The sequence below is a fragment of the Variovorax sp. PDC80 genome (assembly GCF_900115375.1).
Taxonomy (GTDB): domain Bacteria; phylum Pseudomonadota; class Gammaproteobacteria; order Burkholderiales; family Burkholderiaceae_C; genus Variovorax.
Genome location: NZ_FOWG01000005.1, coordinates 250,583 through 268,935 on the forward strand (window position 1 = coordinate 250,583; position 18,353 = coordinate 268,935).

7 protein-coding genes are annotated in these 18,353 nt (G+C 73.0%); all 7 read right to left on the bottom strand.

Annotation, left to right across the window (positions count from 1 at the left end; genetic code table 11):
• Positions 1-3 precede the first annotated feature (3 nt).
• Entirely contained in the window at positions 4-987 is a 984-nt protein-coding gene (locus tag BM109_RS16960) for a Bug family tripartite tricarboxylate transporter substrate binding protein (protein WP_093344547.1), read from the bottom strand.
• A gap of 151 nt (positions 988-1,138) precedes the next feature.
• Entirely contained in the window at positions 1,139-1,714 is a 576-nt protein-coding gene (locus BM109_RS16965; RefSeq protein WP_093344550.1) for an RNA polymerase sigma factor, read from the bottom strand.
• A 112-nt stretch (positions 1,715-1,826) separates the two neighbouring features.
• The gene (locus BM109_RS16970; protein WP_093344553.1) at positions 1,827-14,366 is read right to left on the bottom strand and encodes a filamentous haemagglutinin family protein; all 12,540 of its coding nucleotides are present in this window, start codon (positions 14,364-14,366) and stop codon (positions 1,827-1,829) included.
• A 203-nt stretch (positions 14,367-14,569) separates the two neighbouring features.
• Entirely contained in the window at positions 14,570-15,568 is a 999-nt protein-coding gene (locus BM109_RS16975) for a FecR family protein (RefSeq protein WP_093344556.1), read from the bottom strand.
• 115 nt (positions 15,569-15,683) lie between these two features.
• Entirely contained in the window at positions 15,684-16,199 is a 516-nt protein-coding gene (locus BM109_RS16980; protein ID WP_093344559.1) for an RNA polymerase sigma factor, read from the bottom strand.
• A gap of 2 nt (positions 16,200-16,201) precedes the next feature.
• The gene (locus tag BM109_RS16985) at positions 16,202-16,864 is read right to left on the bottom strand and encodes a hypothetical protein (RefSeq protein ID WP_093344562.1); all 663 of its coding nucleotides are present in this window, start codon (positions 16,862-16,864) and stop codon (positions 16,202-16,204) included.
• 200 nt (positions 16,865-17,064) lie between these two features.
• Positions 17,065-18,321: a D-amino acid dehydrogenase gene (locus BM109_RS16990; RefSeq protein ID WP_093344565.1), complete on the bottom strand. Its 1,257-nt coding sequence runs from the start codon at positions 18,319-18,321 to the stop codon at positions 17,065-17,067.
• Between the last annotated feature and the right edge of the window lie 32 nt (positions 18,322-18,353).

Sequence of the window (18,353 nt, forward strand, 5' to 3'; positions counted from 1 at the left end):
GGTTCAGTCGGCCTGGATGCCGAGCTCCTTGATGACCTTGCCGAAGCGCGCGTAGTCGGCGGCATTGGTCTTGCCGAGCACCTCGGCCTCGCCGCCCACCGGCGTGGTGCCGAGCACGGCCATGCGCGAGACGATCTCGGGCATGCGGAGGATCTCGTTGAAATGGCCGTTGAGCGTCTTCACGATCTCCGGCGGCAGGTTGCGCGGGCCCCAGAGGCCGTTCCAGGCCGTCACCTCGACGTCCTTGTAGCCCTGCTCCGCCAGCGTGGGCACGTTGGGCGCGAGCGGCGTGCGCTGGGCCGAGGCCACGGCCAGCGCGCGCAGCTTGCCGTTGGCGAAGTACGGCGCCACCGGGCCCAGCGTGATGAAGGTGACGGGCACGTGGCCGCCGAGCACGTCGTTGACCGCCGGCGCCACGCCCTTGTAGGGCACGTGCGCGAGGCTGGCGCCCGAGGCGCGCGCGAACATCTCGCCGAGGATGTGCATCGGCGAGCCGCTGCCCGGGCTCGCGTAGCCGAGCGGTTTGCCGGGCTTGGCCGCGGCCACCGCGTCCTTCAGGCTCGCGAAGCCGCTGCCGGCGCCAGCCACCAGGAACAGCGGCTGGCTGCCGGTCTGCACGATCGGCGTGAAGCCCGCGAGCACGTCGTAGCCCGAGGTGCCGCCGGTCTTGAGCACCAGCTGCGCGATCGAGAAGGTGCTGGGCGCGAGCAGCAGCGTGTAGCCGTCGGGCGCGGCCTTCGACACGAAGGCGCTGCCGATGATGCCGCTGGCGCCGGGCCGGTTGTCGACCAGCACCGGCTGGCCGACGCGCGTGGCGAGCTTCTCGGCGAACAGCCGCGCGAGCGCGTCGGTGTCGCCGCCGGCCGGGTAGGCGACCACCAGCGTGATCGGCTTGGCCGGATAGGCATCGGCCCAGGCGGACCCGGTGGCGCTGGCGGCGGCCGCGCAGACGGCGGCGGCAAGGGCGTGGCGGCGAGTGAAGGGCATGGATTCGTGGGTCCGGGTGGATCGTTGTTTGTTTCACTAACGAAACAACGATTTATTAATGGAACGCCACGAAGGATAACGATCAGGACAACTTCATATCTAAGTAGAAACCCTAGTCAACAAATCTCGAAAAAGTCACGGCCTCACGCCGTCAACCGAGCGTCGCCATTCCGGCTTCCTCGGCGCAGCACGCCAGTGCCTGGCGCAGCACGGTGTCGAGCCGCCGCAGCGACAGATCGCTGCGGCGCGCCACCTCCTCGCGGGTCATCTCGTCGACGCGCAGTGCCATGAACACGGCGCGGTGGCGCTGCGGCAGCCGCCGCATCGCGCGGTCCACCGCATGCAGCGCGCTGCGCGCCTCGGCGATCGCGCAGGGGCCCGGCGCGTGGTCGACCAGCGCCTCGAGCTCGGTGTCGGCGGCGTATTGCCACGAGCGGTTGCCGCGCATGCGGTCCATCGCCACGTTGCACGCGACGCGGTAGACATAGGCCTCGGGGTTCTGCACCGACGCGACCGGGGTCTCGCCCAGGCGCAGCCAGGCGTCGTGCAGGCACTCGCTGGCGAGGTCGGGGCACCGCAGCTGGCGCACCAGGCGCTGGTGCAGGCGCCGGTAGTTCGCGGCCAGCCAGGCCTGCAGCGCCCACTGGCGCTGCGCCTCGTCGAGCGGCTCGTTCGCCGCCTCGTGCGCAGCGGACAGGTCAAGATCGTGGAGCGCATTCGACGCCATGGCGGATCTCCCTCTTCGGTCGTGGATGGTTCGCGCAGCGCCGTGCCCGCCCGCTCCCGTCCTGCACGCGTGCAGGCGGGAGACCGGGCGGCGCGGCCGCGCGGTGCTCGGCTCAGCGGTCCTGGCGCAACTGGCCGCGTTGCTCGCGGGTCAGGCGGGCCAGTTGCCCGGCATCGAAGTCCTGGCCCACGCCCACGATCTGCACCGGGCTGGCCGGGTCGTAGGGAACGCCGCGCGACTGCAGGCCGGTGCGGCGCGGCTCGGGCGGCCTGCCATCCTCGCCGGGCTCGTTGCCGAAGCCGAGCACGCGCACCGTGAACACCGAGGGCAGCGCCTGGCGCTGCGCCGTGCGCTCGCGCTGCAGCACGTTCTGCGCGGCGGCGGCCGCCTGCGAGGTGGCCGCGCTGGCATTGGTCAGCGCGCTCACGTTCACCGCCGCCAGCACCGGGATGCCCGCCGACTCGCCCTTGACCGCGATGTTGGCCGCGTTGACCACCTGCAGCGCCGCGAGATTCACGTTGCCCGACACGCGGATGCCCGCCTCCCCCGCATCGATGGTGCCCAGCGGCGCGATCAGGTCGATGTCGCCCGCGGGCACCTCGGGGATCGGCGCCAGCGTGGCGATGCCGGCGCCGGTGCTCGGCACGTTCGAGGACAGCGTCACGTTGCCCCAGGCGTCGTACTCGCGCTTGGGCGGCGTGTAGACCACGGTGGTCTTCGAGCCGCGGCCCGCGTTGATGTCGCCCTCGGCCGACCAGCCCAGGATGTGGCCGCCGAAGGTGGTCATGATGCGGCTCTGCCCGAGCAGGATGCTGCCCAGCGCATAGGTCGAGATGTCGCCGCGGCCCTGCGTGATGACGCCCGGCGTGACCCGGCCCCTGGCCACGGGCGCGTCGCCCTCGATGCCGAACACCTGCGCGCCGCCCGGAGTTAGCAGCTGGATGTCGCCGCCGAACAGCGTGTTGATGCCGGCGGAACCGTACATGGTGATGTCGCCGCGGTAGCTCAGCGCGCCGCCCGCGGCATCGGTGGAGGGGAACAGCGCCGCGATGGCATTGCGCCCGCGCAGGTAGCTGCCGAAGCGCACGCCGTCGGCGTCGTTGTACTCGCGCCCGCCGGCCTTCAGTTCGGCGAAATACACCTGGCGCGCGAACACGCGCTGCTGCGCGGGCGGCAGGGCCTCGAAGAAGGCCCGCGCATCGGCCGCCGTGCCGGCGAAGCCGAAGCCGTTGGCCGGATCGGCCAGCCATGCGAGCAGCTCGGCCTCGTAGGTCTTGACGACCTTGCCGGGCTGGTCGGCCAGCGAGGTGCCCGACTGCGCGCGGTTGGCCGCATCGAGATAGCGCGCGAGGAAGCCCGCATAGTCCGCGCCCTGCGCGCCGGTGCCGGCCGTCATCGCGATGCGCGCGCCCGGCCGCTTGTCGCCCGGCGTCGCCGAGCCCAGGCTGGCGATGGCGGCACGGTCCTCCATCACGATGTTGCGGCCCGCGCCGAGCTCCAGCGTGCCGGGGCCGGCCACGTAGAAGCTGCTGTAGAGGATGTCGCGGCCGGCGACCACGCGCGACACGTCCTGCGCATGGCCGTGGATCGCCAGGTTGCCGCTCGAGGTCGCCGCGTTGTCCAGGCTCACCAGCGTCGACTGGCCGGGCGCGGTGCCCGCGCCCACGATGTCGCGTCCGGCCATGACCCAGCTCGGTGCGGCGGCTTCGTACCAGGTGCTGCCATCCTCGCGCGCCAGGATCTCGCCGCTGCGCAGGCCCACCACGTCGCCGGCCAGCGCATAGAAGCGCGCCGGCGTGCGCGGCGCATCGCCGCTCGTGCCCGCATAGGTCTCGGGGACGAAGGCGAACAGGCGGAACGGGTCGGTGCGCGCCGTCATCCTCAGCCCCTCGGTGCCGAGATTGCTGGCCACGCGCGCATTGCCGCTGAAGCCGGCGAAGGCAGGGTTCAGCGGGCCGGGCATCGCCGCCGGGTCGGCGCCAGACTGGTTGATGGGATAGCTGCCCAGATACAGCGAATCGCCGGCCAGCAGTTCCAGCTGGCCGCTGCGCGACGGGGCCAGCAGCAGCGAGGTGCGCGAGGCGAAGTCGTTGACGCTGTCGCTCGCCGCGTTCGCGGCCGCGCCGCTGAAGATGCTGCCGCCCGCGGCCGTCGCGCGCAGGATGGCCGGGTAGACGAAGCGGTAGTCGCTGGCCGAGGCGTTGACGCTGGCGGTCAGCGACGAGCTCGTCGCCTCGCTCATCTGGGTGCTCGGCGTCAGGCTGCCGCCGGCCGAGAACAGGTCGATGGCGGTGCGCCCGGTCCACAGCGAGAACCAGCTGAGCCCGCCGCCGCCGTAGGCGCTGGTGCCGACGCTGAAGGGCGAGCTGTTCAGCATCCGCACGCGGCCCGGGTCGGCCGCCGCGCCCACCACCAGGTCGCCCAGCGTGTCGATGCGCACGGCCGAGTCGCCGGGCACCAGCACCAGGCCACCGGTCGCCTCGGCACGGTTCGCGCTGAAGGGATCGAAGGCGCGCGGGTCCTTCAGGTCGCGGCCGCCCAGGATCATGCCGCCGACCGAGGCCGCGCTCAGCTGCGTGGCGCCGCGCAGGTTGACCAGCGCGCCCTGCAGGTCGTGGTTCGGAACGAAGGTGCTGTTGGCGTTGCCGCGCGCCAGCTGCGAGCTGTTGATGCCGCCGCCGATGCGCATGTCGATGTCGCCACCGCCCGTGAGCACCAGGCTGCCGTCGTCGGCCACGCGGCCGGTGCTGCCGACCGCGACCACCAGGCCCTGGCTGCGGGTCGTGCCCTTGCGCTCGAGCATGCCGGCATCACCGCCGGTGAGGATCTGCACATTGCCGCCGCCCAGCGTGCCGAAGCCGGTGAAGCCCACCAACGACGGCTTCGGGTCGGCGCCCAGCACGCCCGCCGGGTTCACCGCGTAGCTGCCGAAGTTGATCCACCACGCCGTCGGCAATTGCGCGCTGCCGTCGCCCTGCCGCCAGAGCCAGTTGCCCACGCCCACGCTGGCCTGCTGCACCACGTCGCTGGTGGACGCGGACAGCATGTCGCTCGTGAGGTTGCCGCCCGCGCGCACCGTGAGGTTGCCGCCGGCTTCGGGGAACCACGCCTGGTAGACGCGACCGTCACCGGCCACCAGCGATTCGTACTCGGTGCCACCCGCGCCGAGCACGCTGCTCGCGCCCGGCGCGTTGCCGCGTGCCCGGTTGAAGCGGCCGTCGACACCTGCCGACGGCGTGCCGGCCGTATAGATGCCGTAGAGCGAGCGCACGTCCACGTCGCCCGAGGCGATGAGGTCGAGGTCGCCGGTGCCGGTGCGCACCATGCTGAGGCCCTGGCCGTGCGCGGCGATCACGTTGGTGGCCGAGCCGTAGTCGATGCAGGAGCCGGCGATGATGTCGCACAGCACCAGGTACTCGTCGGGAACGGTGGTGCCGGCGGGCTCGCCGAAGACGTTGTCCGGCGCCCACACGATGCCGGTCTTGCTGACGCAGTCGGACGGGTCGATGATCGGACACAGCCCCTCCTCCTCCTTGGTCACCGGCTGTCCCGCGGGCATGCCCCAGTTGTTGTTCTCCGCCCAGACCAGCGTGCCGCCGCCCTTGGTGACGGTGGCACCGTAATGCGTGTCGGCCAGGCGCAGGCTGCCGGTGTTCGCCAGCGCGATGCGGGTGTCGGCCGCGCCCAGGTCGGCGCCGGCCACCAGCCGCACCGCCCATGACTCGCTGCCCGCCGGCAGCATCGGCGCCAGCGCCCAATTGCGCCCGCGCGTGCCGTCGCTGTCGGGGCGCAGCTCGATGTAGCCGACGCCGTTTTCGAGCACCACCCGCGTGGTCGACGGAATCAGCGCGCCGCGTCCCAGTTCGAGCGCACCGCGCAGCAGCACGGTGTTGCGAACGACGTCGTTCTCGTAGGCCACCGGCAGCGGCACGCCCTTGGGCCATCGCATGTCGCGCAGCGCGGTGCCGCTCGGCAGCGGCGTGCCGGCGCCCAGTTGCGTGCCGGCCGGCAGCGTGACGGCGTCCTTCAGCAAGGTGCCGCGCGCATGCAGCAGCGTGCCCGCCGCGTCGCGCACATCGGCGGCCAGCACGGTGCCGGCGGCCAGCGAGAGCGGCTGCGCCAGCGTCGCGACAGCGGGCAGGCGCACGGCCGCGCCCAGCGTCAGCGCCTGGATCGGCAGGTCGTAGTTCAGCGTCGCACCCGACGGGAACGCCGTGCCCTCGGCCAGGCGGACGCCGCCGATGGGCAGCACGAGGTCGCCGTTGTAGGGCTGCACGCCCGGCACAAGCGCCCAGCCGTTCTCGTCGGGCGTGAGCGGCGGCGGCGCGAAGCCGTCGTTGATGCTGCCGTAGACGTCCATGTTTCCCGCCGCGCGCAGCACCAGGCTGCCCGCTTCGCCCGAGCCGTAGACGCCGGTCTTCTGCGTGCGCGGGTTCAGGCTGGCATAGCGGTAGCCCGACAGGTCGAGGTCGCCCTGCACCACCAGGTCCTTGTCGGTCACGATCTCCACGCCGGGGCGCAGGTGCAGCGCGTCGGCATAGGTGGCGTTGTTGAGGCCGGCGAGCTTGCCGTGCAGCAGCGCGCCGTTGGCGAGCGCGGCGTCGATGAACTTCGTGCTCTGCGCGTGCTTCTGGTCCAGGTAGGCCTGCGTGATCTCGCGGTACGGACGGCCGCTCACCGAGTCCAGCCCGTCCTTGATGACGGCCGCCGGATCGCTGTCGTCGTAGCGCCAGACGGCGTTGAGCGCGATGGAACGCGCGCCCTCGATGTCCAGGCGGCCGCTGGCGTCGATGCGGATGTCGCCGCTGGTCTCGCCGGTGCGCGCCGCATTCAGTTCGAGCGTGCCGCGCTGCTGCCCGTCGTGCTGGCCGGGCTGGCTGCCGACAGCGGCGTCGGTGCCGTGGCGCAGGTCGATGCGCGCGCCGCCGGCCAGCGTGAGCGTGCCCTGGCTGCCATCGAGCTCGACGATGGCGCGGTTGGGCGCGTCGATGATCCGGCCGCGGCTGTCCACGCGCAGCACCGTGCCGTGCGCATCGAGCACGGCGCTGCCGCCGAGGGTCAGGCCGTTCCTGCCCGCCAGCCGGATGCTGCCCACGCGCTCGCCGCTGGCATCGATGGTGCCGCGCACCGTGAGGCTGCCGTTGTCGACGGAGACGTTGACCTCGCCGGCCTTCAGGCCGTCGCCGATGACGAGGTCGCCCTGCTTGAGCTGGAAGCTGCGGTTGCCGAACACCGCGCCGTCGTTCAGGCGCCGGTTGAGGGCCGCGAACTGCTCGTCCAGCGTACCGGCATCGCCCAGGCGCTGCGCGCGGATGTCCACGCTGCCGGCCTTGAACGGCACCAGGGTGCCGCCGGCGTCGTAGTGGCGGCCGCTGGCGCCGAGGATGCGGCCCTGCAGGTCCACCGTGCCGGCCGCCGCGCCGAGCGCCACGGCCGAGAGCATGCCGGCGCGGTTCTGCTGCGCCGACAGGTCGATGCTGGCGCCCGCCGCCTGGCGGATGCTGCCGGCGCGGCTTTCGAGGGCGACGTCGCCGCCCCAGCTGTACTTGTCGACGTCGTTGAAGGCCAGCCTGCGGCCGCCCACGTCGATCAGCGCGCCATCGGCCAGCGTGATGTCGTCCTGGGCCGTCAGCGTCAGCTTGCCGCTGGGCAGCACGATGGCCGAAGCCAGCGCGATGGTGCGCGCGTCGAACGCGAGGTTGGCGCCCAGTGCCTGGATGCCCTGGGCCGCCGCCGCGTCGAGCGCCCGGCCTTCGGGCGCGCCGATGCGCAAGCCCTCGCCCGCGGTGATGCGCAGGACCGCGCCGGCCTCGCCGGTGATCAGCGGCGTCGAGATCTCCAGGTCGCCGCCGCTGTAGGCGTAGCCCTTGCCCTCCTCGTAGGTGCCCTGGCTGCGGTAGACCGCGAGGCTGCCCTTGCGGCCCGCGCTCAGCCGCTCGCTGGCGGTCAGCTTCACGGTGGAGAAGCCCAGCGCGAGGCGGGCCTCGTCGTCCTGCCCGTTCGCCACCGTGTGCGGCGCGTCGCCGAGCTCGATGCGCGCGGCCTGGATGTCGAGCGTGCCGCTGCCCGTGCCCGCGCCGCCGGCGATGACCATGCCGGGCGCCTGGGTGGCGCCGCTCCAGACCAGGTTCTGCGTCCGGATGGTCGCCACGTCGCCCGCCGCGCCGGCGCCATGGATGGCGGGCGTGGCGAGCACCAGCGTGTCGAGCCGCGACCTGCCCGTGACCGGGTCGATGGTGTCGAGCGTGACGTTGCCGTAGAAGTTGATGGCGTCGCGCACCGTGAGCGTGAGCGACTCGAGCGCGGGCGCGCCGCTGCCGGTGTCGCCGTTCAGCAGCCGCTGCAGCAGGTCCTGCGTGAGCGTGAGGCCGCTGGCGAGCACGCCGCGCGCCTGCGCATCGGCCAGCGAGTCCGAGGAGCCCGCGTTCACCGCGCCCACCGCCAGCGCGAGGTGGCGCGTGCCGTAGCGGGTCGCGTCGCCCAGTTCGAAGGCGCCGTTGGTAGCCACCGTCAGCGTGCCCTCGGAATAGAGGGTGCTGGCGCGGTCGCAGGACGGCAGCGCGCAGGTGCCCAGCCGCACCGAGCCCGCGCCGCCGACGCTGGGCGCCAGCGGTGCCAGCACGTCGAGCCGCCCGTTCGAGACCGCCAGCAGGCTGGTGGTGCCGGGCTGGTAGGCGAAGCCCGTCGACGCGTCGTAGATCGCATCGCCCTGCCCCAGCGTCGAGATGCCGGCGCCGGCTTCCACCGCCACGTCGCGCGCGGCGAGAAAGACCTCGGGGGCGCTCAGCGAAGCCCCGGCGCGCAGCGTCACGAGGCCGGACGGCGCGCTGAACGTGACGAAGCGCCCCCGCTGGCCGTAGACCACCGTCGGCGTGGCACCGATCACCAGCCGGCCGGCATCGAGCGCGTCGAGCGTGTCCGAACGCACCGACGCGCCGTCGAAGCCCGCCGTGTGCCGCTGCCCCGCGCCCAGCACCTCGAGGTGGCCGCCGAGCACCAGGGCCGTGCCGCCGCGCCCGCCCTGCGCCGCCTGGAAGCGCGCCAGGCCGTCGAAGCGCAGCGCGACGTCGTCGTTGCCGGAGCTCAGCACGAAGGCCAGCGAGCCGGCATCGGCCGGCAGCACGGCGCGCGGCACGCCCAGGCGCGCGGCATCGGCGCGCACGAAGTCGGCATAGCTGGTTTCGTTGTACTGCGCGTAACTGCGCAGCACGTCGGCCGGCGTCAGGATCAGCTGGCTCGGCAGGCTGTCGCGCAGACCCGTGCCGGCCACCGAGAGCTGGCCGCTGCTCGACCAGGAGCCGTTGCGCATCGCCAGCGGCAACGCGGCGGCGCCGTGGGCACCGGGCGCGCCGTTGAGTTCAACGCGGAAGGCGCCCGGCAGCAGCGCATAGGTCGAGGGCATCAGCGTGTAGGTGCCCGCCGGCAGCCCGGGCACGCCGGCGCCGATGGTGATCTGGCGGCCGAGCGCCGCCTGCGACGCGCCCGCGGCACCGCCGCTCGGGGCCGCCACCGGCTGCACGCCGGGGACGATGGCATAGACCGCGTTGGTCGACAGCGACGGCAGCGAGAAGCGGCCATCGGCACCGATCTGCATCAGCGGATGGAAGCGCGCATCGGTCGAGCCGCCGCGCCCCGCGATGAAGCCGGCGCCCCTGAGTTCGCCGCCGCCCGAAAGGTCGAGCAGCGCGCCGGCCTGCACGTCGACGAGTTCGGCGCCCAGGCGGATGCCGGCCCCGCTGCCAGCGCCCTTGAGCGCCACCGTCCGGCCGTCGTACTGGTAGCCGATGCCGTCGGTGGTGCCGCCGTAGGGCATCGCCAGCCCGGCGGCGCTGACCGAGGTGATGCTGTCCGGCAGCAGCGCCACGCGCCGGGTGCCCTGCCCCAGCTCGGAACCCAGCGTGATGTTGCCGAGCGGCGCGCGGATCGTGCCGCCCTGCTCGATCACGGCGGCGCCGAATTCCAGCGAGCCGAAGGCCGAGTACGGAACGCCGGCCGGCGCTTCGCCGCGGCGCTCGATGCGCAGCACGCTGCCGGGGTCGTAGTAGGTCCGCAGCAGCACCGGGTCCATGCGGTAGCCCGCCTGGACCTGCGCGCTGGCGCCGGTCTCGGGCGAGAGCTGGGCGGCGGCGAACGTGAGGCCGCCACGCGTCCACAGGCGCGAGAGCGCGCTGCCGTCGTTGGGGGCGAGGAAGCGGATCTCGCCGTCGCTCGCCAGCGTCACGTCCGAAAAGCCACGCCGCACGACCGGCACCGGCGTGAACTCGGTCTGCTGCGCATAGCGGCCTTCGGTGCCGAAGGAGATGCTGTTGCCCAGTTCGAGCAAGCGGCCGGCCTGCACCGAGAACGCGGCCTCGGAATCCAGCGGCGTCATGCCATGCAGCATGCGTGGGCGCAGCACGCCGTTGTCGGCGTGGTAGAGCCCCGTGCCCGAGAGCTTCACGTAGGGTGCAGCCAGTTGCACGCGGGCCGTGTCGCTCGATGACTCGGCCAGCGTGAGCGAGCTCGCATAGAGCGACAGGCTCCGGCCCAGGCGCAGGCTCACGTCGCCCTCGAAGGACAGCTGGCCGTTGGCCAGCAGCGTGAGCTGGTCGAAGCCGCCGGCACTCAGCCGGTCGACCGAGATGCGGGTCTTGCCGTAGCGCAGCGCGGGGTCTGCCTGGCCCGGCGCGAGGCCGTCCGGCAGCAGGGAGTCGGCCGTCTGCGCCACGATCAGTTCGCGCGGGACGATGGCCTCCTGCTGCGCCCGGTCGGTGCCGGTGGCGTCGTACAGCGGCGATTCGAGCGCGATGTCCAGCGCGCCGCCGGCCGCGCCTGCGCCACCGGCCGCCGCGCGCAGCGAGCCGTCAATGTGCAGGCCGAGGAAGGAACTCAGCGAGATGCGCCCGCCGTCGCTGGCGACGCGGGTGCGCCCCATGCCCGGCAGGTCGAGCACCGCCTGCGCGCCCGAGGCATCAAGCCGGGCGCCCGGCCGCACGATCACGTAGGCATCGGCCGAGGTGGCGACGGCCCGGTCGTGGTCGATCTCGCCGCCGATCGTGATGCGGCCGCCGCCATCCACGACGCCGTAGCTGCGCCCCTGCACGTCGGTGGCCGTGTGCGCGCGGCCCGACACGTCGAGCACGGCGTTGTCGCCGATCCAGATCGAGCGCTCGTGCACCTTGCCGTCGACCTCCGTGGTCGACACGGCCGGATCGACGAAGCCATGCTGCTGTTGGCGCACGTCGATGCTGCCGCCGTGCGCGACCAGCACGGCGTCGATGGTGATCTGGCCGGCGCCGCGCAGCGCGATGGCCTGCCCGGGGTCGACCTCGATGCGCGCGCCGCGCCCCACGGTCAGCGGGCTGGCCGCCGGATCGATCTCGGTCAGCAGGTTGCGCCCGGCCTGCAGGCCGAGGCTCGCGCCCTTGCGCTGCAGCAGCACGCCGTTCGCGGCGTCCTCCTGGTAGAGCGGCGGGGTCCACAGCTCGAGGGCCCGCGCCGTGCCGCTGGCGGTCGCCACGTGGCGCGCGTCGTCCCGCAAGCGCAGCACGGGCATGGTCACGTCGACCTGCGTGCCCTCGGCCACGCTCAGGCCTTCGCTGCCGGCGATCTCGTAGGCGGAGAAGCCCTTGTCGAAAAAGCCGCCGCCCAGCACCAGGGTGCCCGGGCCGGCATCGGACGGCCGGTCGGACACCAGCACCCTGGCGGCCTCCAGCGCCAGCGTGCCGCCGCCCGCGACCCCGTGGCCGCGCAGCTGCGCCTCGGGATCGAGCTGGAGCGTGGCGGTGGGCGTGGTGGCGGCCAAGGTCACGCTGCCGCCCTTGCCGCCCAGCGCCTTGCCGCCCGTGCGCATCACGGCGCCGGACGACACGTCGATGACGCTCGCGCGCCGCAGCGCCACGTCGCCGCTGCCGCGGATCGACACGCTGCCGCCGTTGGCGTAAGCGAGGTCCTGCGCGGACGGGTCGAGCTCGAGGTTGCGCCACAGGCCGCTCGCGTCCAGCTTCACGCCCTCGGCCAGCGTCACGTCGCCGACCGCCGTCGCGGTGTTCACGAGGGTGTCGACACGGCCGCTCGCGCCCAGCTGCGACAGCACGTTGCCCAGCACGATGCTGCCGCCGCGCGCCGTCAGGTGGGCCTGCACCGCGACCTCGTTGCCGTACAGCGTGAGGTTGCCGCCCGCGGCCACCTGCAGCTCGGCATCGACCTCGATCCGGCCGCGCGCGGCGATGCGCACGGCGCCCAGCGCCATGCCGTTGAGCTGCGCGGTGTCCAGCACCAGCTTGTCGCGGCGTTCGGCCGGCAGTGCCGTGCCCAGGTCCAGCCCGGCCGCGATGCGCTCGCTCGTCGCGCCCAGTTCGACCCGCTCCAGCGTGGCACTGAGCACGTGGCTCACCTTGCCCGTGCTGCGGTCGAACATGGGCACATAGCCGCCGATGACCAGTTGGCCGCGCCGGGAGGCCGCGTCGTGCGACTGGTCGTAGCCATCGAGCCCCGCCTGCGGGGCCTGGGTCTGGCGCGCGCCCTGGAAGGCTTCGCTGACGATGTCGCCCTCGAGCACCGCCGCGGCGGTGGAGACGACCAGCGTGCCGGCGTCGCGCCCGACCGTGTAGCCGTTCTCCAGCCGCTTCTGCGGGCCGATCAGCGGGTTGTAGAAGAAGCCGGTGGTCTTGTCGCCCCAGCGCTTGTGCGCGTCCTCGAAGCCGCGGTAGAGCCCCTCGTAGCGCTGGTCGCCCGGCGCCTTCGACACTTCGTGGAGGCGGCCGTCCGCGCCTTTGAGCCAGGTCTGGCGGATGAAGCCGGTCTGCACGTCGAGCGTGCCGCCCGAGAGGTTGATGCGCGAGCCGCCCTGCGTCACGAGCTCCGCGCCGCCGAAGCTGACGGTGCCGCCCTGCGCCATCCATTCGCCGATGCCATGGCCCTCGGTGCCCAGGTAGCCGCCCACCTCGAGCAGGCCGCCCGCGGTGTACCAGCGGTCGCTGGCGTAGCCGTTGGTGCCCTTGGGCACGAAGACCAGGCTGCGCCGGTCGATCCACACGTCGTTGTTGTTGAGGCTCTTGCCGTCCCGGTTGAGCGGCGCGTCGCGCTGCTCGTTGCCCTGGACGTTGACCTTGAGGTTGTTGCTCTCCATGGCCAGGTTCACGCCAACCGCGCCCGACACGTCGATCTGCGCGCGATCGCGCACCAGCGCACGCCCGGCGGCGGTGACCGCGATCTGGCCGCCCGTGGCGAGCGTCAGGGAGTCGGCCTGGAAGTCGACCGTGCCGCCGCTGGCGATCTCGATGCGCGACTGGTCGCGGCGGTCGGTCACCGCCACGATGTCCTGGTTGGCGACGGGCAGCGCGGGGCCGCGCAGTCCGTCGCGCTGGCTGTCGAGCGCGGTGGCCCGGCCGTCGTCCTCGATCGCCACTGCCGTGACGGCGCCCTGCCCGAGCGCGACCGCGCCGCGCTCGCCCACGGCGGCGAGGTGGACCGTGCCGCGGGTGTTGAGGGTGGTGGTCGCCAGCGCCACGCCGTTCTGCTGCACCTCGCGTCCCGCCATCGTCACGTCGCCCTCGCGCGCGACGATCAGGCCGGTGTTGACGACCTTGCCCGCGAGGCTGTCCGCATTGAATTGCGGCGTGACCTCGTTGCCCTGCGTGGTCGAAGCCTGGTTGCCGCCGGTGCCCGCGCCCTTGCGGATGAGGAAGCTGTCGCCCGCCGCCAGCGCCGCCTGGCCCCGGGGCGTGGCGATGTCGCCGCCGTTGTGCACCTCGCGCCCGAGCAGCAGCACGTAGCCGCCGCCATCGGTCGAGACCGTGGGCGCGCGCGTGGCGATGCGCGCGCCCGGCAGCACCTCGACCGTGCCGCCGGCGTCGGTGAAGCCGGGCGTGCTGCCGTTCGCGTAGATGCCGTTGGCCTTGAACTGCGCATCGGAGATGCGCGCGGCTGCGGCAACCAGGTTGCGTGTGTCGACCTGGCTGCTGCCGCTGAACACCACGCCGTTGCGGTTGGCGATCAGCACCGTGCCCTCGGCCTTGATCTGCCCCTGGATCTGCGAGGGCCGCGCCTGCGGGTCATTGACGCGGTTGAGCACGGCCCAGTCGGCCTGCTGCCTGAATTCGAGCGTGGTGTTGCGCCCGACGTTGAAGCTCTCCCAGTTGAGGATCGCCTTGTCCGCCGTCTGCTGGATCGCGACCTGGGTGCGGCCGTCGGCCTGCCGCGACTGCTCGGGCGCGTTGGCGTTGAGCCAGCCGGCGGTCAGCGAGTTGCCGTCGATCTTCAGGCCGCCTTCGGCCAGGCCGTCGGGCACGCTGCCCCCGTCCCGGAGCGCGGCCTCGCGCGCGGCGGCCTGCGCCGCCTGCTGGGCGGCGATGCCGCGCGCGGCCAGGTTGAGGTTGCCGATGGAACGCTGCAGCTGCGCCTGGGCCTGCTGCTGTTGCGCCTGCGGGCTCGTGAGCATCGACGCGGGCATGCCGTTGGGCAGCCGGCCGGTCTGCACGGCCGTGTTGTGGATCGCGCCCTTGTCCGCGAACCAGACCGGGCTGAATGCGCGCTGCGCCTGCGCCGGGCCGATCAGGCCGCCGGCGGCCAGCGCCCAAGCGATGGCCCGGGCCGTCGGCGCCAGCCTGAAGATCCTGTTGTCCGTGCGTGGGGTTCGACGGTCCCTGGGGCCTTGCCCGCGTGTGCTCATGTGAAGTTCTCGCCCGATCGTTGGTTCGATGTCATCGGGCCGAACCGCCTGTGCCGCTCAGCCCCATGCGCGAAGGACCGCAGGCACCGCCAACGACTCGCGCCAGCGACACAACAGCCCCCCTACGTAGGAGTGACGAGTGGCAGCCGTCGAATGCCGCAAACTTTTTTTGCGCGCTGTTCGCGATGCGCCGGCGCACGCGCTCAGCTCAGGACCAGCAGGCCGCCGGGCAGCGAGCGCGCGCGAAGATCGAAGGCTTCCTGCAGCTGCCAGAGCGCGAGGTCCAGCGAGGCGATGGCAAAGCGTCCGCTCACGGGCTTGTCGCGCGCGGCGTCGTTGAGCAGCAGCACGCGGCCGGGCCGGTAGCGGTCGATCTCCTCCAGCGCGTCGGCCAGCCGGGTCTGCTGGAACACCAGCATGCCCTGGCGCCAGGCCGAGGCGGTGTCCGGGTCGACGCCCGCGATGCCGCTGACGGAAGTGGCGTGGTAGACGGTCTGCTGCCGCGCCTCGAGCTGGCGCACACCCGCCGGATGCTCGACGCGCACGCGGCCTTCGAGGCAGGTGACGCAGACCTTGCCGTCCCAGCGGCGCACCTGGAACGATCCCGACTCGGCCACGCTGCGGCCGGCGCCGGCCACCACCACGAACGCGCCGCGCGTGCCGCGCAGGTCGATCGCGGCTTCGCCGGCGAGCAGGTCCAGCCCGACCATCCGGCCCGCGACCACCTCGCGGCGCACGCTGGTGCGGGTGTTCAGCGTGACGTCCACATCGCCCGGCACCGCGACCGTGCGCTGCTCGCCCGCAGCCGTGTGGTCGTCGGCCTGCCAGGCGTCGGGCCCTTGCCACAGCCCCGGGGGCGCCACCGCCACGACCACGCCGGCCGCCGCCGCGGCACTCACGGCCGCGCCGATGAAGGCCCGGCGCTGCCGCAACGGCACGGCCGGCCGCGGCTCGCGCAGCGTCGCGGCCTCGGGCCGGCGCCGCAGCAGCTCGCGCGCGGGCTCTTCGATCGCATCCCAGCGGCGCTTGACGTCGTGGTACGCGGCGCGATGCGAGGGGCTGGCGCCGATCCAGCGGCGGAAGCGCTGCGCGTCGAGCTCGCGCGCCTCGCCCGAGGTGAGCAGGCGCAGCCAGCGCCATGCCTGGGCTTCCAGGTCGTCGGGCTGGGCGGTTTCGCCGTCCCTGTGGGCAGAGGGCTTCATCGTGTCAGGCCCGCCCGCCCGGCCACGCGGCCGCGCAGCGGGTGCGCGGCCCGTGCCGCGCACGTGGTTTTCGGGGTGTCATGCTGGGTGACGAATGGCGGCGCGAGAACCCGCATCATTTTTTCTCCGCGGCCAGATAGGCATCGAGTCGCTCGTGGACACGCTGGAGCTCGTACTCCACCGTGCGCAGCGAAACGCCCAGCCGCCGGGCGGCTTCGCTCTGCGTCAGGCCCTCGGCATGCACCAGCAGCGCGACGGCGCGGCGGCGCTCCGGCATGCGCTCGAGCAGGGTGAGCACCGCCTCGAGCTCCGAGCGGATTTCGGCGCTGCGTGCCGGACCGGGCGCCGGATCCTCGACCTCCTCGAGCAGTTCGTCGATGTCGTCGCCCGACAGCAGGCGGCTGTTGCGGCGCTGCACGTCCACCGCGATGTTGACCGCCATGCGCGACAGATAGGCGCCGGGGTTCTGGACCGCGCCGTGGTCCTCGCTCCCCTTCAGCCGCAGCCAGGTGTCGTGCAGCGCGTCGCCGGCGTCGTCCGCGTTGCCGAGCTTGCGGGTCAGGCGCTGCTTGAGCGAGGTGTAGTGCTTGCCCAGGTAGTTCAGCAGGACGAGCTGCGTGTCGTCGGCCATCGCTAGCCGCCTCCCCGCCGCGGGCCGCACTGCGGCCCGGTGCCCGCCTCGTCGCGCCGGACCGCCAGCGTGAGCGGCTGGCGGACGATGGCCGCGGGCGGCGGCCGGTCGAGGCGAACGCCGTCCACCGTGCGCAGCAGCGCGGCGTCGCGCTGCGCATCGCCGCTGCCGCCGATCAGCTGCGTGCTGCCCACGCGGCCGTTCGCGTCCAGCTCGAAGCGCAGCAGGGTGTCGTAGGCACCCGGCCGGGTCCGCGCATTGGCGCACAGCGCCTGCCAGACGCGCGACTGCAGCAGTCCGGCGTAGCCCTCGTCGCCGAACAGCGCGGCCCTGCCGCCGCGCGGCGCGCCCGCCTCCTTCAGCACGAAGGTCTGCCCCAGCGCGGAGCTGCGCTTGTCGGCGACCAGGCCGGTGTCCTGCAGCAGGCGTCGCAGCGCGGCTTCCGCCGTCAGGCGGCCGCGCACGGCCGTGGAGGTGCGGGCATCCGCGATGTCGCTGGGAAACAGCGCCGGCTGGCCCGAGATGTCCGCATAGCGGCTCAGCGCGGCATGCAGGGCTTGGGCGGGGATGTCGAAGTCGAAGCGCGGCGCCGCGCTGTCGGATGCGCCGGGAGCGGGCGCCCGGTCGGCCTCACGGACCTGGGGCGGCGGAGCCGCCGCGTCCACGGTCGCCCACGCCGGGCCGCCGAGCCCCCACGACAAGCAGAACGCCACCTCGCGAAAACTCAACCGAAGGGCGTGCGCAGGCACGGGACAGATTCGTCGGGCAAGACGCGGTTCCAAGATGTAAACCGCAATGGTTACATCCGAATGCGACAGGTCCGTTACACCGCCGCGCCGCTCGCACGTGCGGCGGCCGCTCGCGCTCAGCCGCCGTAGCGCGCGACCGTCAGCCCTTCTATGTCGATCGCCGGCGCGCGCCCTCCGACCAGGTCGGCCATCACGCGGCCGGTGCCGGCCGCCATGGTCCAGCCCAGCGTGCCGTGGCCCGTGCTCAGCAGCAGGTTCGGCAGCCGGCAGGCGCCGATCACGGGCGTGCCGTCGGGCGTCATCGGGCGCAGGCCGGTCCAGAAGCTGGCCGTGCCCACGTCGCCGCCGCGCGGGAACAGATCGGTCACCACGTGCTCGAGCGTGTCGCGCCGGCCGGCATCGAGGCGCAGGTCGAAACCCGAGAGCTGGGCCGTGCCGCCGACGCGGATGCGCTCGCCGAGCCGGGTCACGGCGACCTTGAAGGTCTCGTCCATCACGGTGGATTCGGGCGCGCCCGCCGGGTCGGCGATCGGCACCGTGATCGAGAAGCCCTTGACCGGGTACACCGGCAGGTCGATGCCCAGCGGCCTGGCGAGCGCGGGCGAGTAGCTGCCGAGCGCGAGCACGTAGCGGTCGGCCACGAAGCGACCGGCATCGGTGCGCACGGCGGTCACGCCGCCGCCGTCGTGCTCGATGGCCTCGATGTTCACCCCGAAGCGGAAGCTGGCGCCATGGCCCTCGGCCAGCACCGCGAGCGCCTGCGTGAACTTGAAGCAGTCGCCGGTCTCGTCGCCCGGCAGCCGCAGGCCGCCGACGAACTTCTCGCGCACCGCGGCCAGCGCGGGCTCGTACGCCACGCAACCGTCGCGGTCGAGCAGCTGGTAGGGCACGCCCGAGGCCTTCAGCACCTCGACGTCCTTGGCGCTGCCGTCGAGCTGCTGCTGGCTGCGAAACAGCTGCAGCGTGCCCTGCATGCGCTCGTCGTAGGCGATGCCGGTGTCGGCGCGCAGTGCCTTCAGGCAGTCGCGGCTGTATTCGGCCAGCCGCACCATGCGCGCCTTGTTGACCTCGTAGCGCGCCTGCGTGCAGTTGCGCAGCATCGCGAGCCCCCAGCGCCACATGGCCGGATCGAGCATCGGCTTGATGACCAGCGGGCTGTGCTGCATCAGCATCCACTTGACGGCCTTGAGCGGCACGCCGGGCCCGGCCCAGGGCGCCGAATAGCCGGGCGAGACCTCGCCCGCGTTGGCGAAGCTGGTTTCGAGCGCCGGCGCCGGCTGGCGCTCGAGCACCGTCACCTCGTGGCCGTCGCGCGCCAGGTAATACGCCACCGAGGTGCCGATGACACCGCTGCCCAGGACCAGAACCCGCATCGAAGACCTCCCGCTGCCGAAGCCGGCATGCC